Source organism: Bacteroides coprosuis (assembly GCF_020741705.1).
GTDB lineage: Bacteria > Bacteroidota > Bacteroidia > Bacteroidales > Bacteroidaceae > Bacteroides_E > Bacteroides_E coprosuis.
The window spans coordinates 1-24,703 of sequence record NZ_DYYK01000172.1; the positions used below are offsets into that span (position 1 = coordinate 1).

The following is a 24,703-nucleotide window of genomic DNA, read 5'->3' on the forward strand; positions in this document are numbered from 1 at the left end:
TTAGTCAAGGATGGTGGGCTCCAGAATATGATTCAAAAATGACTATTGACTTTAAAGGAAATAGAGAAGTAGGTAAAATCAAAGATGCTACTATTACTTATGAAAACTTTCCAAGTAAAGACTATACCTCGAAAACCCCACTGGCTCTGAATCAATTTGAAATTATAAAGAATGATGGAAAATTCATCACAGCTATTTTCTCTTTAATAGAAAATAATGTCCTTGTATATGGACATATTGTTATTAAAGCTCAACCTAATAAATAAAACTCTCTCTCTAAAAGCTTCAGTAAGCTAATATCTGTTTCTATTATAAAGCTATTCTCCCAATACTAAAATGGATTTATTTTTACTGAAGCAATATAAAAAAAGAGCCTATCTAATTTATTTTAGATAGGCTCTTTCATTTATATATGCTTATTTATTCTACTTTCAATCTTTGAATTAACTCATCCCCTAGCCTTGTTTTATCTTCTATATGTTTCAATACTGTTTGCACAAAATCATTATCTTCAAAGAGGCCTCTTACCTTTTCAAAGTCCACTTTTTGAACATAGCGATTGCCATCTAAACCAAAACTTATTCGTGAGGATAATGAAAACTCTTTTTTAGCATCTTCATAAATCATCTTATCAAGACCGATAACGGCTTTCTTCCACTCCTCAACAATTAAAATTACATCTTGAGCTGTGATAGAATTTAAGTTTACACCATAATAAGATTTTATTTTTTCCCATGCCCAAGTCCATTCTATAGCATAGTAGTTTTCGTGCAAATACTCAAATTGATCATAAATCTGCTTAGAGTTGGTTATTCTATCATTTTCCACATCATTAAGAAGTTTGACAATCTCGGATTGAGGAGCAATAAGCCCAGCTAAATCTCTCCAATCACCTAATCCGATGCTTGAATCGGGTTTTAAACATTCTCGTATGATTTCATCAGACTCACAGGAACACTTAGTAAGTCGAGAAATAAGTGAATTTCCCAAAAATTTTCTTATAGCCATGTGATAAAGTTCGATACCTCTATGTAGTGAGCGACCATTAATAACACATCCTTGATAACCATACGTTTTAGATTCTCCACATGTCATCTTCAAGTTTTCTAAAACATCAATTCCCTTAAACATCTTTTGAATAGTATAGGGACTCAATAGGTTGAAATTCAGAAAATCCAGAGGATGAGGATCTGTTCTTTTATCTCTTTTAGGAAACTTTTTTGCATCCCTAATAGTACCTACGCTTCTTAAGTTGACACCAGGGACCAAAATAGATTGGTCATTATTTTCTATCAAATAAGAAAAGGGTAGATTTGAAGTATCCGAGTTATTGGTATGTCGCCCCATAATCAAAGAGAAAGCTCCGATTCGAGCGGGCCAAAGTATATAGGAATTACTCGTTGTTTTTCCACCTCTTTCTATTATTCCTTGATGAATAGCTCCTAGCTTATACATATGGTTACTCTGATTGGATCCCGAACCTGCATTCATAAAAGAAAACATTCCCGATATCAATAGAGTAGATTTATGGTGTGTAACAGTAAATGGACCTGCAAAAATAGAAGCAGCTTCTCCATTTTCACCTTGACAATTACTAAAAAACAAGGAGTCAGTGGCAGTATAAGTATGCCCCAGTTCACAGGCCTGACCAACAAAGCAACGGTTAAGCATCACTCCATCTTTCATTCTAACTCCCGAGGATATGATAAAATTATTTGCAACTACGCCATATCCTATATGGACCGGTGCATGAACATTACTATTAATACTACCATTTTCAAGAAGCTGAGTTCCCTCAATAGTAGTATAATCTCCTACCTTTACATTTTTAATGGATCCAGTATTTATAATCTTCACTCCTTTTCCTATATACCCCATCGTTGAAGATACATACGCACTGTATTTTTTAACCATATCTTGCAATTTAGAGATTAAGAGAGGACGATGTCTATAAAAGGTTAGAATATAAGCGAAGTGAGCATTGAGATAATCATAAATAATTACCTCTCTACCTCCTTGTTCGTTCATCACCGCAACACAGGTACCATTGCCAAATGAGGAGTTACCTTCAACATAAATACAATTTACATTTTGAATGTAAGTACCATCTTCTATTTTATAATTTGCAATATAATTGTGTACTCGATCTATATATACACCATCCCCAATTTCACAGTTATGAAGTGTAGCATCTTTAATCATAGATTGCTGAGTAACACCGCCAGGTAACTGAAAGGTGCCTTCGAGTAAACCCAATTTAATATTCCCCATAAAGGTTACTCTATGTACATTTTTTGCATTAAAGAGAGGATGAACTTCTATTATATCCCAGTTAGAGGATTGGCAACCTTGTTGTTTAAGAGCATCAATTTCTTTAGTGAGTAATTTGCGGTAGGTTTTCATTCAATATCTTGTAGATTAAGTATAGGTGTCTGATTTTTAAAGTGTTTGCACTTTATGTTTTTGCAAAGTACATATTTTTTAATAAAATAGAGCTAATTTATATCAAGAAATAAAGACTTCATTAAATATTTAGGAGACTCCATACATCTATTTTTTCAATAAAGAGGTATAAGATAAGAAGGTACTTTGACACCGACATGTCATCATCTTGTCGGTGTCAAAGTACGCTCTTATCGGTGTCATAATACGATCATTTCTTATTGAAGATGAAAATTATATAGAATTCTAAGTTAACGAACTCATAGAAATACAAAGGGCACAGAAACAAGTCTAGAAGACTTATCTGTGCCCTTTGTTCTTTAAATTTTAAGTACGGTTATACACACTCTTTATCCATTGCAATTTATCAAATATAATATCACTTAAAACGTTCATCTAAAACACTTCCATAACGATGATATTCGTAAGATACACTCTGCTCTTTTACATAGTTTAGCAGTTCTACACGACCTTCAACTAGAGGTTTGTGATGAGCAATGTATAAACCACGCTTCGCTACTGCATGATAAAGTGCATCAGAATACTGGGCTGTACTCATACGGATTCTTTCAAATTGATCTAGACGATTTATAAATTCGTTTTCAGATTCAATAACTAAAGAGATATTTAGATTTTCCTTCTTTAGTATTTCATCTAATAAAGAAAGTTTTTTGTCATCTTTATCAATGCTCAATACTGCTTTAACTCCTGAAACTTGTAAAGCTTGCAAGATTAAAAGTATATCAAGCAGTGAATCTTCACCTTGAACTCTAACTCCCATATTTTTAAGAGGAAGATATCTAAATAGATTTTGTTCTCCCTCCAATTTATTAACATCTACAGCTTGTGTGAATATTTCCTTCCAACTATCTGAATAAGATTGATAAGCAAAGTTTATCTTTGTTTTATCTACTCCTTCTTGCAAATAAGCATCAAATGGGGATAGCCACTTAGTTGCTGGTATAGAACCTTTTTCTGCTATGTTGGTAAAAGTAGCAGCATAATTTGGACCTCCTGCTTTAATTCCTCCACCAAAGGCAGAGCGTTTCATACCTCCAAATGGCTGTCTATTCACAATAGCACCTGTAATTCCTCTATTAATGTAAAGATTTCCTGCTTCTATTCTAGCCATCCAATATTCCACTTCGTGTTCATCGAGCGATTGCAACCCCGAAGTCAGTCCATACTCCGAACTATTTGCTATGGTTATAGCCTCTTCTAATGAATCTATACAAACCACAGATAATAGTGGAGCAAATAATTCTGTTTTAAAAGTATAGCTATCGGGCTTGACATTCCATTTCACACATGGCTTAAGCATGTATTTTTTCTCATCAATGAACTCAGGTTTCACCAACCAAGATTCTCCACTTTCAAGCTTATCAATAGCCTTTAATAACTTATCATTTTTATTGGTAATCATAGGGCCCACTACCGTTTCAGAATCCCACACACTTCCCACAGGAATACTAGTCACAGCATCAGTCAACTTTTGTTTAAATAAAGGATCATTGAATGCACCTTTATCTAGAAGAAGAAGCGAACAAGCCGAACATTTCTGACCAGCATTACCAAATGCTGATGCTACTATACTTTGTATAGCGTGATCTTGATCCCCTCTGGCGGTTACTATGATGCAGTTCTTACCACCCGTTTCGGCAGAAAGAGGTGTTTTAGGCGCTTTTTCTAAAATCTTAAATGCGGTATCGGTTCCTCCAGTCAGAGTAATGTGTTTAATAGAAGGATGTGCAGTCAAATAATCAAGTGTAGAATATTCAGCAGGACATACAATCTGCAAGGCTTCCTTGGGAACACCTGCTTCCCAGAAACATTCAGCAAACTTCCAGGCAACAGGAAGAGCGGACGTAGCGGGTTTAAGTATTACCCGATTTCCTGCGGCCAAAGCAGAAGAAACACCCCCCACTGGAATTGCCAATGGGAAATTCCATGGAGAAATAACAAGCACTACCCCCTTAGGAGTCATACTAATGTGTTCTAGTTTCTCATACTCTTGTAGTGAAGTTGGATAAAATCTACAGAAATCTATCGCCTCTGAAACTTCAACATCACCTTCCATAAATGCTTTACCCGTTATCGCTGCCATACAGCCTATTAATTCACCACGCTGATTAGCTAAATTATCGGCTACCTGATAAAGAATTTTTTTACGCTCTTGTAGAGAGGTATTACTCCACTGAACTTCATCTTTCTCTGCAATATTTATAATTTGTTTTATATGATCTAAAGAGCTCAGGCTAGCCTCACACATAGATACAGAATCATTTCTACTCTTATCTAAATATTGGCGTTTTAAATCGGACTCCATAAACTGAGCACCTATCTGCACAGGTACTTTAAATTGATCTGCACGAACATCTTTCCACTTTTCAAGAATACCGAGTGCCCATTTTCTGTTTTGGGGTAGATCCAACTCTGTATCTGGTTCATTTGCAAACACCTTTTCATCAACAGGCTTTGCAGGTTCCATTCTATTTTGTTTTCTAAAGATATCAGGTTTCACACTATCTTTATTAGCAAAGGCTGTACGGAACTGATTTTCCAAGAAGTCCCAAGCCTGGGAATTTACTTCTAGCTCAAAAGAGTAACTCAGAAAGTTATCTGGTCCTGTATTTTCATCTAATCTACGTACAAGATAAGATACTGCGTTCAAGAAATACTCTTTTCTTACTACAGGTGTATAAAGAATAATCTGTTTGTTTAAGGCACGCATAACACGTGGTAGATGATTGGCCATTCCCTCTAGCATCTCAAACGTAACATGATCTGTTACTTGATTTCTTTCACTTAAAAGATAGGCATATCCTATACTAAAGAAGTTGTGAGTGGCTACCCCAATATTTAGACATTCTACATTTTCTGGCTGAAGAGCCTCATCTAATAAATGCAAATGATTGGTATCTACCGCTACTTTAGTGGGTAAAATAGGATTCTTCCAGCCTTTAAGGGAAGATACAATAGTCTCCATTTGTAAGTTAGCCCCTTTTACTAAACGAAATTTAATAGGTACTCCACCTCTAGCGCATCTTTCTTTAGCAAACGCTAGTAAATCTCTATAAAAGAACAAGGCATCTGGAAGATAAGCTTGAATAACAATACCTGCACGATAAGGTAAAAATTCTTCTTGAGCTAATACAGTTTTAAAGACATCATACGTTAGCTCCGCATCTTTGTATTCCTCCATATCAAGGTTTACAAACTTAGAGCGTTCTTTTCCGCTGTGATCTTTATAAGGGTATTTCATTGCCTGACGGAATATTGAAGCAACTAATTCGCAAAGTTTTTCTTTAGATTCCTTATAACTTAAAGGGCGAATTTGAGCATATATTCCCGACAGTTTTACAGATATATAATTGATATCAGGCTCTTTTAAAGCCTCCATATATTGATGAAATCTATTGTTAGCTTCCTCATCACCCAGAACAACTTCTCCTAAAAGATTCACATTCTGTCCAATTTGCTGTTTCCAACGTTTGGATAAATGTTCTGTTAAGGCAGGTCGCTCTTCAGGAATAATTATTTTATGAGTGTCAGCTTGCAGCTTGTTTTTAAAAATAGGAATAGCTATCGGATCAAAAAGATACCCAAAACCAGTAAACAAAGAAAGCTGAAAACGCTCCCAAGGAGTAAAAAAAGTTGGAATACCATATTTATCTATCAAATATTTCAGTCTACGTGAAAGTATTTTAGAGTCTCTTATCTGAGAAGACTCATCTAACATTTTTGATAATAAGGTTTTATTGTTCGGATTTTGAATTAAAGTAGCATACTTTTTTTGTTCTTTTACTTCTTCACTAGTCAATTCTTTATCAGACAAAACTAAAAACTTTTTAGCCCATTCAACTACCTCATTTGCAGTGATTTTATCCATATTCATATATTATAAGATGTTAGGTTAATTCATGCAAATTAGTCAATATTACGATTATACAAAATATTCTTTTGACAATTAATTTTATAATATCCAACTAAAAAAACGCCATACACAAATATATATTTACAATTTGATAATTTATCAAGACAAATAACATCATTTAGAGTTATTCCATTATCATACTATTTCAACTTGAATAGAAGGATAGTGACCCTCACATAAAGTGTATGATACACGAAACCTGAATACAATCACTTTAGAATATTTACTCGTAAAAGTAGATGAAATAAAAATGTCACTTTCAAGTGTCTATACTAAAAATAGGCCAATTGAAAGTGACATTAAAATTATTTTACGTTTTTAATTAAGCGTGTATTATCTCATGCTTAATCACAACTCACTTTTTTGAATTTTCATGAATAAAGAGATACCAATAAGCTGCCCCTACAAATACGGCTCCTCCAATAAAATTCCCTATAGTACTAGGTATTAAATTTTTAATAAGGAAATCTAGCCAGGTGATTTCTGCTCCTGTATAGATAGCTGTTGGAATAAAGAACATATTGGCAATAGAGTGTTCATAGCCCAATGTTACAAAAAGCATTACAGGTATCCATATCCCTATACATTTACCTATAATATCTTTAGATGCATACCCCAAGAACATTCCTAGGCAAACTAGCCAATTAGCTCCTATACCTTTTAGAAATACAGTAGAGAAACTTTGGTAAACCTTACCTTCAGCATATTGATGGAAATAGGTTGTCCAAGGTACATCTTGGAGTAAACCCACTTGATAGGTTAGTAAATAGGCTACAATCTGTGTACCTATAAAATTGAATAAATAAGAAAGTAATAGGTACTTAAAAAAGGTAAGAATTGATACTTCCTTCTTTAACCCTGCTATGGTAAAAGCAGCACAATCACTCGTAAATAAATCGGCCCCAGAAATAGAAACCATTATTAAACCAATAGGGAATAATGCCCCAGCCATAAACTTAACCAACCCTGGGTTATCAACACCAACACCTGTCATTCCTCCTGAAACCATGACTGACAACAAACCTCCAAAAGCAATAAATGCACCTCCTAAAATAGAAAAAATGCAGAATTTTAATAAAGGCTTATTCACTTTTACTAAAGCAGAAGCACCAAAATTCAAGGTTGTTTCACGAGGTTGATAATAGTTTTCCATATTTATTCATAAAAAAATACAAACAAAGATAGTCAATAAAAGGAGAAATGAAGCAAATAATAAAAAACGTTAATTTAAAATAGATCTCTCTAATCTTTAAAATACTTAGTCAATGCCTTTCTTACTGGCTTATCATAAAACTTCAAGCAGATATAAGCTAAGAATATAGAACCTAGAACCAAAGCTACTGCACCAGGTAAAGACTCCACAAAAGTAAGATTCTCATTTTTAACCCATGCAAAATATAAGTATATGAAAGGATAATGTACGATATACAAAGGGTAAGATATATCACCTAAAAATTTACATATACGTGTAGATGTTTTATCTGTTGTTTTGCCAGATGCTCCTAAGCAAATCAATATAGGAAATACAATAAGGACACAAAATGAATCATAGAGTCCATTCATCCAAAGATGCTCTGCCCCTCCTATTCTAGGTATAAATGATAAAACAACGATAACGATACTACCTATCCAAAACGCTCCACGCACTTTAAATGGTTTGAACACGCGCGATAAAAGTAATCCTGCAGAGAAAGAGAACAACAAACGTAAAGATCCTCCTATGATATTCTCTTCTGTTAGAGCATAGCCCACACATAAATCGCCTAATGGCCCCCAAATAGCAAAGGAAGCCAAGCCTAAGCCTGTCAAAACAACCAAAAGAGAAAGAGCTATGGTAGGTAATTTCCGAATAAAGAATACATATAAAATATTTCCAATGTACTCAAAAAACAAAGTCCACGATGGTCCATTTAAAGGATACATCTCTCCTACTCCTCTAATTTCAAAACCTGGAGTTGAAGGTATTAAAAACAAGTTAAAAACCGTAGAGATCAAAAGCATCGAAAGAGGAACTTTGGAAACATCCCACACAGAACATCCTTGTGTATAAAAGAGTATTGCTCCAATAAGAGCACCCATAATAACCATAGGGTGTAAGCGAATAAGCCTACGCTTTAAGAAACTTTTTACCGTCATCGTTTTCCATCTGTCATCATAGGCATAACCAATTACAAAACCAGATAAAAGGAAGAAGAAATCAACAGCTAAATAGCCATGATTTATCTTTTGATCTAGGTGGCTTGTAGCGAAAGCTTCAAATAAGTGAAAACAGACTACAGTTATTGCCGCTACTCCACGGTAACCATTAAGGATATTGTAGTGTGGTTTAGTATCTGCAAAGGCAGCTGCAGAAATTTTTGTGTTTGCCATGGAATATTAATCTTTAATAATAAGGATTATCGTAATGTGTCTGCAAATATAGAAAAAGCATAGATTAGAATAAATTTAATCCATATATAAAGAAGATTAAACAGAATATTCTTCATCACTTTATGACATTGAACTTCATCTCATGAAATATTAGTTCTTATTTTAGTAAGTTTATTGACATAAAATAGCTTACTGAGAAAAATAAACTCGCAAAAAAGAAATTGATAGATGCTGAAAATTGAAAACACTACCCAGTATTACTACTTTTGATAAATAATTTCAGATCAATTAAACTGAATTTTAAACACTAAAAGAATATGACTCACCTACCACCTATTATTAGTGACTTGGCATTTATGCTAATTGTTGCAGGTATCGTTACTATTATCTTCAAATGGCTAAAACAACCCGTCGTCTTGGGCTATATTATAGCAGGGTTTATTACAGGGCCTCATATAGATTTTTTCCCAACAGTAATAGATAACGAAAGCATAACTATCTGGGGTGAAATAGGAGTTATATTCCTCTTATTTGGAATGGGACTCGAATTCAGCTTCAAAAAGCTGATTAAAAACAGTAAGACAGGATTTATAACGCTAATGATGATTGTCCTCGGACTAGGTGTATCGGGGTATTTTTTAGGAACTCTCATGGGGTGGAGTCACTGGGATAGCATCATTTTGGGCTGTATGCTCTGTTTATCCTCTACTACAATCATAGTGAAAGGTTTTGAAGAGCCTCAATACAAAGGAAAGCGTTTCACAGAAGTGGTCTTTGGAATTTTAATTTTTGATGACCTATTTGCCATTCTAGTTATGGTGTTTTTAGGGACAATAGCAGTAAGTAGTCAGCAAATTGAAGGAACAGAAATACTTTTAAGTTTAGGAAAGCTAGTATTCTTTATGGTAGTATGGGTTGTTGGCGGGATTTTTATAGTACCTTCTTTCCTCAAGAAAATGAAACATTGGTTGAACGATGAAACCCTATTAATCGTATCATTAGGCTTGTGTTTAGGAATGGTGGTATTTGCTACAAAAGTTGAATTATCGTCTGCCCTAGGTGCTTTTATTATGGGTTCGATATTAGCAGAAACTATCGCTTTAGAAAACATAGAAAGGGTAACAAAGCCTATAAAAGATTTCTTTGGGGCTATATTCTTTGTATCTGTAGGTATGTTAATGGACCCTGCTATTGTTTTAGAAAACTATAAGAGCATCATCTTCATTACTCTCTTAGTTCTATTTGGTAAGATTGTTTTCACTACATGGGGAGCTAGGTTATCTGGGGAATCGATGTTTACTTCCATTCAGTGTGGATTTAGCATGGCACAAGTAGGTGAATTTGCTTTCATTGTAGCAGGTACAGCTATTATGTATGGCTTGGCTGATAATTTTATCTACCCAATTATTATTGCCGTATCTGTTATTACAACCTTCACTACGCCCTATTTAATGGCTGCTAGTCCTACTGCTTATCACTTCATGATGAAAAGTATACCGCAGTCTTGGCAAGAAAAGATTATAGCCAAAGATGAAAAACTTGCCTCAACTAAACCCACCTCGTTATGGGGTTCTTTATTAAAGAGCTACGTATTTAGTATAGTGATCTTTGTTTCGTTAGGACTGGCTGTCATACTCTTATCTTCAAGTTTTTTACAACCTCTATTAATAGAACATATTGGGACATTATGGGGCAATATTGCGTGTTTACTCATAACATTAATAGTGATATCTCCTATGCTCAAAGGATTAGTTTATAGAGGAGGAGAACAGCCCTTCTTAATACTCGAACTCTGGAAACAAAGTGTAAAGTACAGATTGATTCTCTCTATGCTCATTGTACTTAGATATGTTATAGCCTTTGGTTTTATCTATTCTATTTTTGATCTGTTTTTGGACATACCAATATGGGTATCAGGTATTGCTGCTATAGCATTACTGATTCTTTTATTCCGTTCTAAATACCTTTTAAAACTATATTGGAATATGGAATACCGCTTTGTTATCAATTTTAACGAAAGAATTATTAATGAAAAACGAAAATTCTCTAAGAGGGAAAATGGGGTAACTTCTTTTGACTTAAACAATGAAAGCTGGATTGAGCAAAACCTATATGTAGGTAGATTTAAAATCGACAAAAACTCGGAATACGAAAATAAAAAACTAAAAGATACCGACTTCAGGTCTAGATATGGTCTGATTATTATAGAGGTAGATAAGAATGATGAAGAGTCTTATTTTCCAAATGGAGACTTCATCTTAATGGAAGGAGAGTTTATTACAGTTGTTGGAAATATCATGCAAATCAAAAAACTTTCGTCAGACAAGAATCAAATCTCTCTGGATAAAAAATCACTCCAAACGATTCATCAATTTGCTAAGAAACAAGGTGAAGACCCTAACTCACAAATCAAATGTGTTTCTATTATTATTGATAAAGAATCTGGACTCTATGAAAAAAGCTTATTGCAATCTGAAATAGGAAAAAGAGGGAAAAGTTTTATTGTGGGAATTGAAAGAAACAATAGCTACGAGATTAATCCACTGGCATCTACCGTTTTCAAAGAAGATGATATTATCTGGATTGTGGGTGGTAAAAATAGCATCTATGAAATTTTAAAAGAAAACTTTTATTTTTAAAGAAGACTTATGATGTAAATACTTGCTGTCTGGCAAAAGATTATTTCGATTTAAAAAGGGCTGTTTCCACTAGTGAATTCAGCTCTTTCGTTTTGATTCTAATCTAGCAAACATTAATAGTGTGATATAAGGTCTAAATAGCTGGTTGACAAGAAATCTATCTATACGGGTATAACACTTTGACACCGATATGATGATCACATGTCGGTGTCATCGTATCATCATGTCGGTGTCATGATAAGAATATGACTTAGCCAAAACGAGCTTTTAATCATAATTCACATTGAAATATAAAAGTATTAATGCCATACTCACACCCGAATTAAATCGCATAAAAAAGGATCTATCTAATATTTTATCAGACAGATCCCCTACTTATTTAAATTTTCAAATATCTATTTTAGTTTCAATTAAAACATCAAGATATAAACCAAAGATATCACACTGATAAAAATCCATAAAGAGATACCTTGAATCATAGGACGTAAACCCACATTACGTAAAACTTGACGAGATAGTGAAGCTCCAATAAAGAATAGAGTAATGGTTAATGCCTTACGTGCAATTACATTTAGTGTGCTACCTATCTGAGGAAAATCTCCTAAGAAATAAGTATTGATAAGCATTGCAACAACGAAAAGCACAATAAACATAGGTACTGATACTTTTTTACCTTTACTCTTAAAGATAAAACTTGTGATTATTGCTACAGGCACTATCCATAGGGCACGAGTTAGTTTAATTGTAGTTGCAATTTTTAGGGCTTCTTCTCCATAAGCTTCTCCAGCACCTACTACAGAACTTGTATCGTGAATAGCGATAGCAGCCCATGTTCCAAACTGATGTTGGTCTAAACCTAAGTAATGTCCTATCACAGGGAAAGCAAACAAAGCAACAGCATTAAGAATAAATACTGTCCCTAATGAAACAGACATCTGTTCATCTTTTGCATCAATTACTCCACCTACTGCTGCAATAGCACTACCACCACATATAGCAGTTCCTGAGCTGATTAAATAAGAGGTATTCTTATCAATTTTCAAAAAACGATAACCAATCAACATACCAATGATCAATGTTCCAGCCACTGATACAATAGTAAACATCATACCATCCTTGCCAGATGCTATAGATTCATGAAGATTCATACCAAATCCTAATCCTATGATAGAATAGTGAAGAAGTTTTTTTGATACTTTAGAATTAAACTTTGCATAAGGTTGACCAAAGAGAAGTGCATAAGCCAAACCTATAAATAAAGCTACTGGAGGAGTAAGCCATGAAGATAAATACTCTAAACCTGGAATAAAACCTAATAAAATAAAGACCAATAGCGTACCTAATATTACTTGATAGATACGACCACTATACTTACTGAGTGATTGATTTGAATTTGCCATTTTTGAATTATTTTGGTGCAAAGATAAATTAAGAATCAATACCAGTCCAATACTGTTTTATTATAGGCTATAACTTTTTCTTATACTGAGAAGCAAAACTTATAAATACAGCAGGTAACCCCACTATTTCTCCTTGAAGGGATACAAAGCTAAACTCTCTATTCATCTCAATATCTTGGATTTCAATTTCTCTAAATCGCCCTACTGTGATATCAGACTTTACAGCTCTTGTTGAAACAATACCGAGTGCATCAGAGTGTTGAATAAAAAGCTTAATACTCTCTGTACTCCCCAAATACAGGGGTACTTTTAAATTTTTGAGTTTAATTCCCTTTTCAGTAAAAGCTCGTTGAATAACATCTAGTGTGCCAGAGCCTTGTTCTCTCAATATTAAAGGATACTGATTTAAATCATTTATAGATATTGAATTGGGAATATTCAATGCAGATTCTTTGCGGGCAATAGTAATTAGCTGATCTTCTAAAAAGGGGGTATATTTTAAATTCGTTCTTCGATATATTCCCTCTATTAGACCTAAATCAATACGGTGAGTTTCAACAGCCTCTTCTATCTCTCTGGTATTTCCTGAGATTAAAGACAGTTTCACTTTAGGATGAAGCTCTATAAATCGGGCTAAAATAGGAGGCAACACGTATTGTGCAATAGTGGTACTTGCCCCTAGTTTAAGCTCACCAACGTAGTCACCATGAAGCAAGTGCATCGCATATTCAAGATGCTGATATTGCTCCATAAGCTCCTCAGCATGCTTTATTAAAAGTTCACCCGAGGCTGTTAGAGCAATACTATTTCCTCTTCTTTCAAATAAACGAGTTTCAAAATCACTCTCTAACTCTTGAATATGCTTGGATATAGCGGGCTGACTGATAAACAGTTCTTGTGAAGCTTTTGTAAAACTAAGATGATTGGCTACCGATAAAAAAACTTTTAACCTGAAGTCTGTCATATTAATTATTGAATTTCATCTGAATCAATACCAAAAGCCATCATCATAGGGTAAACCAACATATCCCATTTAAATGATACTTCTTTTTCAGGTTCTCGCACTCTAAACTGAGTAATACTCTTTTCAATATCTTTATTATCAATCTTATTTAATACTTTATCTCCATATTCATCATCAAAAGAGAGAAGGATTAAATTTTTAACTGCTTTCGATGTTAGAGCAATATCTAAAATATCAAGATACAATTCTTCACGGGAAACAAGCCCCTCGGTAGTTACTGAAGAGAAAAGAAACTCTCCCAATGAACTATCAAAAGCCACACCATCAAGTTCTTTTTTTAAATCGGAAGGTTCGGCGTTTTCTAGTTTTTTAGTTTGGTCATCAGAGATAAGGACTACTTGAATATTTTTCTCACCTTCTTCTATATGAGCATCTAAAGCTAAATAGGCCAATAAATCTGCTACCTGAATTTTGGGCAACTCTCTTTTTACTTGATTTTCCAAAAAGCCCTTAAAGTTTACTAGCATAAAGTTTAAATAAGCCGTATCTACTAAAAAAACAGTTTCTTCAAATTTTATATCTTTTTCCATTCTTTATTCTTTCATTATTTATACGTCGACCAAAGATACAACAAAGCTATTAACCTCCCATTCTACTCTATCTTTTATTAACAATAGCCCTCTTACATGTAAATATTGTCATAAAAACAAACCTTTTAAGACTTTTTGTCGCTTAATTTTGCTATTACACTGTAAAATAGTCAGTTATATACACATAATCATTCATGGCAATGGATTTGCAACTTTATATATGAATTTAATTTAGAAAAAAACAAAAGATAATATATGAATTTAAACAGTTATACAATTAAATCACAAGAGGCTATTCAAGAAGCTGTACAGTTGGTTCAACAGAACAACCAACAGATTATTGAGCCTCTTCACCTCCTACTTGGTGTAATGAATGTGGGGGAAGATGTTGTTAACTTCATCCTACAAAAACTAGGAGTTAACAAGGACTTTGTAATTCAGCAAACTGAATCTAAAGTCAAAAGTTTACCTAAGGTTACTGGTGGCAACCCAACCCTTAGCAATGAAGCTAACGAGGTACTCATAAAAGCAGTGGACTTAGCCAAAGAGATGGGTGATGAGTTTGCTTCGATAGAACAACTTTTTCTAGCTATTTTAAAAGTAAAAAGTAGTGCATCTACTCTATTAAAAGACGCAGGTGTAGTAGAAGATAAAGTGCGATCAGCCATTACAGAACTTAGAAAAGGCTCGAAAGTAACTTCACAATCTGGCGATGACAATTATCTGTCTCTTGATAAATATGCTATTAATCTAATTGATGCAGCAAGAGATGGTAAATTAGACCCTGTTATCGGTCGTGATGAAGAGATACGCCGTGTACTTCAGATTTTAAGTAGAAGAACAAAAAATAATCCTATATTAATAGGTGAACCTGGTACTGGTAAAACAGCTATTGTGGAAGGGTTAGCCAATCGTATTTTAAGGGGTGATGTACCCGATAACTTAAAAGACAAGCAACTTTTCTCACTTGATATGGGAGCCTTAATTGCAGGTGCTAAATACAAAGGCGAGTTTGAAGAAAGACTAAAATCTGTTGTCAACGAAGTTAAAAAGTCTGAGGGTAATATCATCCTCTTTATTGATGAGATTCACACGCTAGTAGGTGCTGGTAAGAGTGATGGTGCTATGGATGCAGCTAATATTTTAAAACCAGCCTTGGCAAGAGGAGAATTGAGAAGTATTGGTGCAACTACTCTTGATGAATATCAAAAGTATTTTGAAAAAGACAAAGCTCTTGAACGTCGTTTCCAAATAGTACAAGTAGATGAGCCCGATATTGATAGCTCTATCTCTATTCTTCGTGGATTAAAAGAAAGATATGAAAACCATCACCACGTTCGTATTAAAGATGATGCTATTATTGCTGCCGTAGAATTGAGTAACCGATACATTACAGATCGTTTTTTACCCGATAAAGCAATTGACTTAATGGATGAAGCTGCCGCAAAGCTTCGTATGGAAATTAACTCTTTACCGGAAGAGCTAGATGAGATTTCTCGTAAATTAATGCAACTTGAAATTGAAAAAGCAGCTATCAAGAGAGAAAATGATACTAAAAAACTAGAACAGCTCACTAAGGAAATCGCCGAGTTAAAAGAACAAGAAAGTTCTTACAAAGCCAAATGGGAACATGAAAGAGGTCTTGTAAACAAGATACAGCACAATAAATCTGAAATAGAACATCTAAAATACGAAGCTGACAAGGCTGAACGTGAAGGTGACTATGGAAAAGTGGCTGAAATTAGATATGGTAAAATTCAACAGCTCAACAAAGAGATAGAAGAGACCCAAGACAACTTACATAAGATACAAAAAGGTAATGCTTTGATTCGTGAAGAAGTAGAGGCAGAAGATATTGCAGATATCGTATCTCGATGGACAGGAATCCCTGTAAACAAAATGTTACAGAGCGAAAAAGAAAAGCTACTCCACTTGGAAGAAGAGTTACACAAGCGTGTTGTGGGTCAAGACGAAGCTATTGAAGCTGTATCAGATGCCGTACGTAGAAGTAGAGCAGGGTTGCAAGATCCACGCAGACCTATAGGATCATTTATATTCTTGGGTACAACAGGGGTAGGTAAAACAGAGTTGGCTAAAGCTCTAGCTGAGTTTTTATTTGATGATGAAACCATGATGACTCGTATTGACATGAGTGAATATCAAGAGAAACATAGTGTATCAAGACTAGTTGGAGCGCCTCCTGGATATGTAGGATATGAAGAAGGCGGACAGCTTACTGAAGCTATTAGACGTAAACCCTATTCAGTAGTTTTATTTGATGAAATAGAAAAAGCACATCCCGATGTCTTCAATATTTTACTACAAGTATTGGATGATGGAAGATTAACAGATAATAAAGGTAGATTGGTAAACTTTAAGAACACCATTATTATCATGACATCCAACATGGGTAGTGGTTATATACAAGAACAAATGTCTAGAATCAATGAGGTTTCTGATAAAGAAGCTTTGATTGAAGAAACAAAACAAGGAGTGATGGATATGTTGAAGAAAACCATTCGTCCTGAATTTTTAAATCGTATTGACGAGACTATTATGTTCCTACCACTCAATGAAAATCAGATTAAACAGATTGTTATGCTTCAAATAAAGCAAGTACAAAAAATGGTAGCAGAGAATGGTATGAATTTACAGTTAACAGATAATGCGATAGGTTTCTTGGCAGAAAAAGGATATAATCCTGAATTTGGAGCTCGTCCTGCAAAAAGAGCTATCCAGAGATATTTATTAAACGATTTATCTAAAAAAATATTAGCACAAGAAATAGATCAAGCTAAACCCATCATCATTGATCATGAAAATGATCATTTAGTATTCAAAAACTAAGTCATAGGTGACAAAAAACACATAGAGATACCGGCTAGATAACTAGTCGGTATTTTTTATGCTATTTATTAAGCTTTTCGTTTGCTTTATCCAAATATAAGCATACCTTTGTTTTATCGTTATTCGATAATTAATTCATCTATTACAATAAATAAGTAATGAGATACAATGAATAGAAAATTCAGAACAACAGGATTTATAATCTTTATAGCCCTAAACATCTTTTTGATTGGTGGCTTTGCTTTAAGCCTTTACAATTTTATAGAAGGCTGGAATAATGTAGAAAAGGATGATACATCTTCCTATGATGTTTATCTGTCTATAACTCCTAAAAAAGAGAGTGAAGAAACTCTCTCCACCTTTCCTCTTGTCAACATGAAAGATTCTGTAATCTATCAACTAGAACCTCATTGCTTTAAAACACATATTGAAAAAATCCCTATAAAAAACGAAATACTACAGTTTGTTAGCATATTGCTCATACTTGGTTTATATATAGTTAGTATTATCTATTTTTTCAAGTTTATTTATGCAGTAAACAAAGGCAAGCTTTTTGAAAAAACAAACTTGAAATACCTAAGGATATTAGGTTTTAGCTTATTAGCGACTTTTCTCTTTGAAATAGTATTTAACTATATCAGCTATAATACAGTCACTAGTCTTTTTTCTTTTGAAGACTATGACATTCTCTTTGGATCATCATCAATTTCTTATATTCAACCTATTGCAGGATTGTCGGCATTGCTCGTCCGACAAATCCTTGCGATAGGGATAGAGATGAAGGAAGAGCAAGAACTAACAATATAATAAAACAGAGACTTTATAATGGCGATAATTGTTAATTTAGATGTAGTAATGGCTAAACGTAAAATATCATCAAACGAACTAGCAGAGATGATTGATATTACGCCAGCAAACTTATCTGTTCTAAAGACAGGTAAGGCTAAGGCAATACGCTTTACTACTTTAGAGGCTATTTGTAAGGCTCTGGATTGCCAACCTGGAGACATATTAGCCTACGAATTTGAAGAAAAAGATTCTACAAAAATATTATAACTATTTATGAATAAGGATAATAAATATGATTTTATTACTATCTTAGGTCCCACTGCTTCAGGGAAGACAACTCTTGGAGTAGCAGTAGCCAAAGCCTTGGATGGTGAAATAATAAGTGCCGATTCACGACAAATATACAGAGGTATGGATCTGGGTACTGGAAAGGATTTAGAGGAATATACAATTGATGGACAAGAAATACCTTATCATCTAATAGATATTGCTGATCCTGGATATAAATACAATGTGTTTGAATATCAACAAGACTTTATAAAAGCTTATCAGGAAATAAAAGCGAAAAACAAAAATGTTGTTTTGTGTGGTGGTACTGGTCTATACTTAGAGTCTGTATTAAAAGGATATAAACTTCTTCCTGTCCCTGAGAACAAAACTCTTCGTGATCAGTTAAGTAATAAGAATTTAAAAGAACTAACAGATATTTTAAAAGGATATAAAGAACTTCATAATACTACTGATATAGATACTTGCAAACGTGCCATTAGAGCTATAGAAATTGAAGAATACTATAGTACCCAACCTAAAGAAGCACGCTCCTTCCCTAAACTTAACAGCCTCATCATAGGTGTTGATATAGCTAGAGAAGCAAGAAGAGCTAAAATATCAAGCAGATTAAAACAAAGACTTGATGAAGGTATGGTTGATGAAGTAAAAAAATTAATAGACCAAGGTGTAAAACCTGAAGATTTAATTTACTATGGACTAGAATACAAATTCCTTACTCTCTATGTACTTGGAGAATTAAACTACAACGAAATGTTTAATCAACTCGAAATAGCTATCCATCAGTTTGCAAAAAGACAAATGACATGGTTTAGAGGTATGGAAAGAAAAGGATTTAATATACATTGGATAGATGCAGAGCTTCCAACAGAAGAAAAAGTAGATCAAATTTTTAAATTAATATAAAGCAAAATTCGAATTCATAAAAGATGAATATACCAAAACTTAAACATACCGACTCGGGTAACTTCTTTCTCATGGCTGGTCCATGTGCTATTGAAGGAGAAGAAATGGCAATGCACATTGCTGAAACGATCGTAAAAATAACAGATAAGCTAAAAATACCTTATATTTTCAAGGGATCTTATCGCAAAGCTAATCGTTCACGCATTGATTCTTTTACAGGTATTGGAGATGAAAAGGCTCTAAACATTCTTAAATCAGTGGGTGAGAAATTTAATATCCCTACAGTAACAGATATTCATACTGCTGAAGATGCTATTATGGCTGCCCCTTATGTAGATGTATTGCAAATACCTGCTTTTCTAAGTAGACAAACTGATCTATTAGTAGCTGCTGCCCAAACAGGCAAAGTCGTAAATATCAAGAAAGGTCAATTCCTTTCTCCAGGCTCAATGAAATTTGCTGTACAAAAAGTACTTGATGCAGGTAATGATAATGTTATGCTAACTGAAAGAGGGACAACTTTTGGTTACACCGATTTAATCATTGACTACAGAGGCATTCCAGAAATGCAATCTTTCAATGTGCCTGTTATTTTAGATGCCACACACTCTCTACAACAACCCAACCAAACAAGTGGTGTTACAGGAGGTATTCCTCAACTTATTGAAACAGTATCAAAAGCAGGGATAGCAGTAGGCATTGACGGCTTATTTATCGAAACACATCATAACCCCAAAGAGGCTAAAAGTGATGGAGCAAATATGCTTCCACTTGATCAGCTCGAAGGCTTATTAACAAAATTAGTGGAACTAAGAAAAGTTATCAATAATTTCTAACCTAACCTCAATATAAAAAATATGAGACAGATTAATTCATGGATTAAGGCAAGCCTATTTGCAGCCTTATTTATCCTCACATCAGTGGGATTTTCTGCACAAGCACAATCGTCGCAGATTCCTCAAGACCCCAAAGTTCGCATAGGGAAGTTGGATAATGGTCTTACGTATTACATCCGAAAAAATGATCAACCCGCTAATCGTGCAGATTTTTATATTGCACAAAAAGTAGGTGCCATTCAAGAAGAACCGAGTCAAAGAGGCTTAGCACACTTCTTGGAACACATGTGCTTCAATGGTACAACTCATTTTCCAGGAAATCAATTAATTCAATATCTAGAGAGTATTGGTGTTAAGTTTGGCGAGAACCTAAATGCTTACACTTCAATAGATGAAACTGTATATAACATTTCTAATGTACCAGTAACAGTAGAAGGTGCAATTGATTCTTGTTTATACATCCTTCATGACTGGTCAAACGACCTGATACTTGATCCAAAGGAAATAGATAAAGAAAGAGGTGTTATTACAGAAGAGTGGAGAACACGCATGAGCGCTGGACAACGCTATATGGATAATACCCTACCCGTAATCTTTAAGGATACAAAATACTCAGATTGTCTTCCTATTGGTGATATTGATGTTGTTAACAACTTTAAATATCAAACTTTAAGAGATTATTACGAGAAATGGTATCGCCCAGACCTACAAGGTATAATTATAGTAGGGGATATTGATGTTAACCAAATAGAGAATAAGATTAAAACAATCTTTGCAGATATACCAGCTCAACCTGATGCTGCCGAAAGAGTATATTTCCCTGTAAATGATAATAAAGAGCCTATTGTTGTATCCTACAAAGATAAGGAACAAACAAATGTTATGTTTAATATCTATTCTAAACATGATGTGGTTCCTAGAGAAGCTAAAGGGGATATATCATACCTTCAATATACATACGCAGTAAATATGATTACAACAATGCTTGATAATCGCCTAAATGAAATAGCTGAACAAGCAAACTCTCCGTACGTATATGCAGGAGTATATGATGGTAGCTTTATTGTAGCACAAACTAAAAATGCTTTTACTGGCGCTGTAGTTTGTAAAGAAGACAACATTAAAGCAGGCATCCAAACCCTTTTAAATGAAATTGAAAGAATGCGTCAACATGGTTTCACTGCTTCTGAGTATGCTAGAGCTAGGGCCAACTATTTAAGCGGACTAGAATCAAGCTATAATGAAAGAGAAAAAACCAAAAATGCTGCATACGTCAATGAATATGTACGTTTATTCCTAGATAACGAACCTGCTCCTGGTATAGACTTTGAATACACTATAATGTCGGCTATTGCTCCTCAAATTCCAGTAGAAGCTATTAACCAACTTATTCCAGGACTTCTTACTGAGAACAACAAAGTACTTTCTCTTTTTGCTCCAGAAAAAGAAGGGTTAGTATTGCCAACTAATGAAGAATTAGTAAAAATGTTTAATGCAACTACTAATAGCAAATTAGAACCATACGTAGATCAAGTATCTGATGAGCCATTACTTTCTGAAGAACCTACAGGTGGTAAAGTTGTAAAAGAAGAAACTAATACTATTTTTGGGACAACTACTCTTACTCTCTCAAATGGAGTAAAAGTAATTGTTAAACCAACGACATATAAAGCAGACCAAATCATTATGAGCGGTTATAGCTATGGAGGAAATTCTCAATTTGAAGATTCTGAGTTCATCAACTTCAGTAATATAAATTCAGTAGCACTTATTGGAGGTATTGGATCTTTCTCTAATGTAGAATTGAGTAAAGTATTAGCTGGAAAATTAGCTAGTGTCAACACCTCTGTAGGATACTTAACTGAATCGGTTTCAGGTTTTAGTGCACCTAAAGACTTCGAGACAATGATGCAGTTAACTTATCTAAATTTCACATCACCTCGTAAAGATCAAGAAGCATTTGAATCATTCCTTGGACGTCAAAAAGCGTTATTAGCAAATGCAGAAATGAATCCTTCAACTACTTTTGGAGATTCTATTCGTTCAACTATGTATAATAATCATCCTCGTACTACTCGTATACATGCTGCAGACCTTGACAAAATCAATTATGACAGAGTCATCGAAATGTATAAGGATAGATTTAAAGATGCAAGCGACTTCACTTTCATTCTTGTTGGAAACATTGACCTTGCAAAAGACAAACCTCTTATTGAAAAATACTTAGGTGGTCTTCCTTCTATCGATCGTAAAGAAAATTTCATTGATAGAAAAATAGACACAGCTAAAGGCATGAAAAATAAAGAATTCATTAAGAAGCAAGATCATGCAAAAGCATCTATATTCACTTACTACACTGGTAATACTGATTATACATTTAAGAATAAAATGCTAATGAATATACTTTCTCAAGTGATGACATTAGTTTATACAGAAAAAGTAAGAGAAGATGAAGGTGGTACTTATGGAGTAGGTGTTCAAGGAGGTATTAGTAAGCTTCCAACTGAAGAAGGTTCATTTATAATCAACTTTGACACTGATCCTGATAAGAGAGCAAAACTTATGGAAATTATTTACCGTGAGATAGATAACGTTTGCGAAAACGGTGCTAGCAAAAAAGATCTAGACAAAGTAAAAGAAAGTATGCTAAAACAATATAGCGAACTTTTAAATGAAAACGGATACTGGAGCGGTGCTATTGATGAATACCTTAGAAATGGTATTAATATTGTAGAAGGCTATGAAGACCTTATCAAGAGCATAACTAACAATGAAATTAAGGCTTTTGCTAAAGACTTCTTTGGACAAAAGAACCGAATTGAAGTTGTTATGATTAGCCCAGAAGAAAAGTAATATAATACATCTAATAGATATAGAAAGCCTGCTTTACAGCAGGCTTTCTTATTTTAAAAAGGTCAAAGGATCTGAGATTTATCACACCTTTAGATAGTTTTTTAGATTACTTTAAAATAAAAACAAATAATAGAGTATTAATATAGTTCTAATTGATATCTTTATATTTGTTAAAAAAATACATTACTCAAGCCCTATGAACACATCAACATTTAATACCTTCAAAGAGCTTTTCCGTATGAATAGATTAGGAAATAAGCGATCATCAGGGAAGGATGTCAAAATGCTCTCGAAAGTATTACAATATCTTTTTCTGGGAGGTACACTTCTACTGATGATATTCCTCTCTATCACTTTTATAATGGCATCAAAAAATGAAGATTTTGATATCTTTCCAATTCTAGCGATAGCAGGAATTATTATTGCCCCTGTACTAATTTATGAGTTTTTTATCCGCCTATCCCTACCCATCTTTCTATATGACGAACTGCCCGCTCTGTATCTACTTCCTATACCCAAGAAACAAGTAGCACAGTTCAAATGCTTATACACTTCTATTGATACCTTAATTATTACAATCTTTGCAATAGCCACACCGGTGTATGCGGCTATAAATTATATCTATAGTGGAGTATTAGGGTTAATCTTTGCACCGATATTTGTCATTATTCTTTTAGCTGTAAACAAACAAGTATTTATCCTTTTTAAAACTTATTTTAGCAAACAAAAGATTCTATCCTTATTAGGACTAATGGGATACTTTGCTACATTCTTTCTCATAAGTGGATGGTGTTATTACCAACTAGAAGAGAACAACACTATATCTCTGTTTTTAAACTTACTATTCCCCGCTAAATGGATATATGCATTACTCTCTATATTTATAGGATTAAGTCTTTATCTATTCATCGCTTCTTGCAACTACAAGCACATTCTCAATTTTAAAATTGACCAGATTACAGATGATAAGGACAGTTATAAATCTAACTTATTTGCAAAAAGCAAGAAGTTTGAGAGCTTCGGACAAATCGGGAAGCAAGTGCAAAATGACTTACTTTTTATCTTACGAACAAAAAAGATGAGGAATATCTTACTTATCATTCCTTTTAGTATCTTCTTTTTCATCCTCGGAATATATAGTAAAGAGAATATAACCAATGTCATTGAAGGAAATTATTTTTGGTTTATCTATCCTTCAATATTCATGTATATTACTTATATACCCTATGAATCTGCATATATGGATTTCTACTTCACAAGAAAAGAGACATTGGTCAATGTTATCAAGAGCAAATACATTATAAGCAATATCATCCTATTTGCGTTTACTCTTATTTGTGCGATACCTGTTTTTATTTCAAACCTAGGAATTGATTCCTTAATTGCATTATATTCTTTTTCACCAGGATTGATTTCCTTTCTTACTTTACAATGCTATACCTTCAATAAGGTAGCTATGTTTCCTGAAACCAAAACAAGAATGAATAAGAATTTTAATGCTATGGTTTTTCTAATTATGATAGTAACTATGGTGTTAGTTCCTACTATTATTTCAGTGACCTATTTATTGATTCAAAACACTCTTCTAGCTTCATTTCTTATAATTGGTTGTAATGGAATGATTGCTGCTTTATCTCCTTTATGGATTAAAAACATAGTTCACAGAATGAACAAAAACAAGTATAACAATTTAGAATCAATCAGAAACTCACTGAGATAAAACTTAAATCAACACATAATACAAAAGATCATGATACAAATAGAAAACATTATAAAATCTTACAACAAGAAAGAAGTACTGAATATACCTTCCCTACAAATTGAAAAAGGAGAGCTTATTGGTAT

16 protein-coding genes are annotated in these 24,703 nt (G+C 33.9%); 9 read left to right on the plus strand and 7 right to left on the minus strand.

Features of this window, described 5'->3' with window-relative positions; all coding sequences use genetic code 11:
• Nucleotides 1-266 (plus strand): hypothetical protein (locus tag K8V80_RS10190; protein ID WP_276777661.1); only part of this gene is annotated, 266 nt, incomplete at its 5' end.
• 154 nt (nucleotides 267-420) lie between these two features.
• On the opposite strand, the gene K8V80_RS10195 is transcribed toward K8V80_RS10190, so the two are convergent.
• From K8V80_RS10195 to K8V80_RS10210, 4 genes are all read right to left on the minus strand, one after another.
• Entirely contained in the window at nucleotides 421-2,403 is a 1,983-nt protein-coding gene (locus tag K8V80_RS10195; RefSeq protein ID WP_276777663.1) for a DUF4954 family protein, read from the minus strand.
• Between the two features lie 418 nt (nucleotides 2,404-2,821).
• A complete protein-coding gene (locus tag K8V80_RS10200; RefSeq protein ID WP_276777666.1) occupies nucleotides 2,822-6,331 on the minus strand; it encodes a bifunctional proline dehydrogenase/L-glutamate gamma-semialdehyde dehydrogenase in 3,510 nt (1,169 codons plus the stop codon).
• A gap of 400 nt (nucleotides 6,332-6,731) precedes the next feature.
• A complete protein-coding gene (locus K8V80_RS10205) occupies nucleotides 6,732-7,529 on the minus strand; it encodes a formate/nitrite transporter family protein (protein ID WP_276777669.1) in 798 nt (265 codons plus the stop codon).
• A gap of 89 nt (nucleotides 7,530-7,618) precedes the next feature.
• Complete coding sequence (locus K8V80_RS10210; protein WP_276777671.1) at nucleotides 7,619-8,746, minus strand: acyltransferase family protein; 1,128 nt, start codon at nucleotides 8,744-8,746, stop codon at nucleotides 7,619-7,621.
• 317 nt (nucleotides 8,747-9,063) lie between these two features.
• On the opposite strand from K8V80_RS10210, the gene K8V80_RS10215 reads away from it, so the two are divergent.
• Nucleotides 9,064-11,385, plus strand: coding sequence for a cation:proton antiporter (locus tag K8V80_RS10215; protein ID WP_276777674.1), 2,322 nt, complete (start codon nucleotides 9,064-9,066; stop codon nucleotides 11,383-11,385).
• A gap of 410 nt (nucleotides 11,386-11,795) precedes the next feature.
• Here K8V80_RS10215 and K8V80_RS10220 read toward each other — a convergent pair whose 3' ends face one another.
• The 3 genes from K8V80_RS10220 to K8V80_RS10230 form a co-directional block, all read right to left on the minus strand.
• On the minus strand, nucleotides 11,796-12,785 hold the full coding sequence (locus K8V80_RS10220; RefSeq protein ID WP_006744417.1) for a YeiH family protein: 990 nt from the start codon (nucleotides 12,783-12,785) through the stop codon (nucleotides 11,796-11,798).
• A 67-nt stretch (nucleotides 12,786-12,852) separates the two neighbouring features.
• Nucleotides 12,853-13,749, minus strand: a complete 897-nt coding sequence (locus tag K8V80_RS10225) for a LysR family transcriptional regulator (RefSeq protein ID WP_006744416.1) — start codon at nucleotides 13,747-13,749, stop codon at nucleotides 12,853-12,855.
• Nucleotides 13,750-13,754: 5 nt separating this feature from the next.
• The gene (locus K8V80_RS10230; RefSeq protein WP_006744415.1) at nucleotides 13,755-14,339 is read right to left on the minus strand and encodes a DUF6621 family protein; all 585 of its coding nucleotides are present in this window, start codon (nucleotides 14,337-14,339) and stop codon (nucleotides 13,755-13,757) included.
• A 255-nt stretch (nucleotides 14,340-14,594) separates the two neighbouring features.
• Here K8V80_RS10230 and clpB point away from each other — a divergent pair, with 255 nt between their 5' ends.
• The 7 genes from clpB (at nucleotide 14,595) to K8V80_RS10265 (ending at nucleotide 24,578) form a co-directional block, all read left to right on the plus strand.
• Complete coding sequence (gene clpB / locus K8V80_RS10235; RefSeq protein ID WP_276777681.1) at nucleotides 14,595-17,186, plus strand: ATP-dependent chaperone ClpB; 2,592 nt, start codon at nucleotides 14,595-14,597, stop codon at nucleotides 17,184-17,186.
• 168 nt (nucleotides 17,187-17,354) lie between these two features.
• On the plus strand, nucleotides 17,355-17,993 hold the full coding sequence (locus tag K8V80_RS10240) for a DUF2975 domain-containing protein (RefSeq protein WP_006744413.1): 639 nt from the start codon (nucleotides 17,355-17,357) through the stop codon (nucleotides 17,991-17,993).
• Between the two features lie 18 nt (nucleotides 17,994-18,011).
• Nucleotides 18,012-18,242 (plus strand): helix-turn-helix domain-containing protein, encoded by a 231-nt coding sequence (locus K8V80_RS10245; protein WP_006744412.1) that lies wholly within the window; start codon nucleotides 18,012-18,014, stop codon nucleotides 18,240-18,242.
• Nucleotides 18,243-18,248: 6 nt separating this feature from the next.
• The gene (miaA, locus tag K8V80_RS10250) at nucleotides 18,249-19,169 is read left to right on the plus strand and encodes a tRNA (adenosine(37)-N6)-dimethylallyltransferase MiaA (protein ID WP_276777686.1); all 921 of its coding nucleotides are present in this window, start codon (nucleotides 18,249-18,251) and stop codon (nucleotides 19,167-19,169) included.
• Between the two features lie 23 nt (nucleotides 19,170-19,192).
• The gene (gene kdsA, locus K8V80_RS10255; protein WP_006744410.1) at nucleotides 19,193-20,005 is read left to right on the plus strand and encodes a 3-deoxy-8-phosphooctulonate synthase; all 813 of its coding nucleotides are present in this window, start codon (nucleotides 19,193-19,195) and stop codon (nucleotides 20,003-20,005) included.
• Nucleotides 20,006-20,035: 30 nt separating this feature from the next.
• Nucleotides 20,036-22,858 (plus strand): M16 family metallopeptidase, encoded by a 2,823-nt coding sequence (locus tag K8V80_RS10260; RefSeq protein WP_423773077.1) that lies wholly within the window; start codon nucleotides 20,036-20,038, stop codon nucleotides 22,856-22,858.
• Nucleotides 22,859-23,096: 238 nt separating this feature from the next.
• Nucleotides 23,097-24,578 (plus strand): DUF5687 family protein, encoded by a 1,482-nt coding sequence (locus tag K8V80_RS10265; protein ID WP_276777689.1) that lies wholly within the window; start codon nucleotides 23,097-23,099, stop codon nucleotides 24,576-24,578.
• The last annotated feature ends 125 nt before the right edge of the window (nucleotides 24,579-24,703 follow it).

Excerpts from the sequence above, each read along its gene's own strand:
- clpB (WP_276777681.1), top strand. The coding sequence starts at position 14,595 with ATGAATTTAAACAGTTATACAATTAAATCACAAGAGGCTATTCAAGAA.
- K8V80_RS10220 (WP_006744417.1), bottom strand. The coding sequence starts at position 12,785 with ATGGCAAATTCAAATCAATCACTCAGTAAGTATAGTGGTCGTATCTAT.
- K8V80_RS10225 (WP_006744416.1), bottom strand. The coding sequence starts at position 13,749 with ATGACAGACTTCAGGTTAAAAGTTTTTTTATCGGTAGCCAATCATCTT.
- K8V80_RS10230 (WP_006744415.1), bottom strand. The coding sequence starts at position 14,339 with ATGGAAAAAGATATAAAATTTGAAGAAACTGTTTTTTTAGTAGATACG.
- K8V80_RS10205 (WP_276777669.1), bottom strand. The coding sequence starts at position 7,529 with ATGGAAAACTATTATCAACCTCGTGAAACAACCTTGAATTTTGGTGCT.
- K8V80_RS10265 (WP_276777689.1), top strand. The coding sequence starts at position 23,097 with ATGAATAGATTAGGAAATAAGCGATCATCAGGGAAGGATGTCAAAATG.
- kdsA (WP_006744410.1), top strand. The coding sequence starts at position 19,193 with ATGAATATACCAAAACTTAAACATACCGACTCGGGTAACTTCTTTCTC.
- K8V80_RS10200 (WP_276777666.1), bottom strand. The coding sequence starts at position 6,331 with ATGGATAAAATCACTGCAAATGAGGTAGTTGAATGGGCTAAAAAGTTT.
- miaA (WP_276777686.1), top strand. The coding sequence starts at position 18,249 with ATGAATAAGGATAATAAATATGATTTTATTACTATCTTAGGTCCCACT.
- K8V80_RS10245 (WP_006744412.1), top strand. The coding sequence starts at position 18,012 with ATGGCGATAATTGTTAATTTAGATGTAGTAATGGCTAAACGTAAAATA.
- K8V80_RS10210 (WP_276777671.1), bottom strand. The coding sequence starts at position 8,746 with ATGGCAAACACAAAAATTTCTGCAGCTGCCTTTGCAGATACTAAACCA.
- K8V80_RS10195 (WP_276777663.1), bottom strand. The coding sequence starts at position 2,403 with ATGAAAACCTACCGCAAATTACTCACTAAAGAAATTGATGCTCTTAAA.
- K8V80_RS10240 (WP_006744413.1), top strand. The coding sequence starts at position 17,355 with ATGAATAGAAAATTCAGAACAACAGGATTTATAATCTTTATAGCCCTA.
- K8V80_RS10215 (WP_276777674.1), top strand. The coding sequence starts at position 9,064 with ATGACTCACCTACCACCTATTATTAGTGACTTGGCATTTATGCTAATT.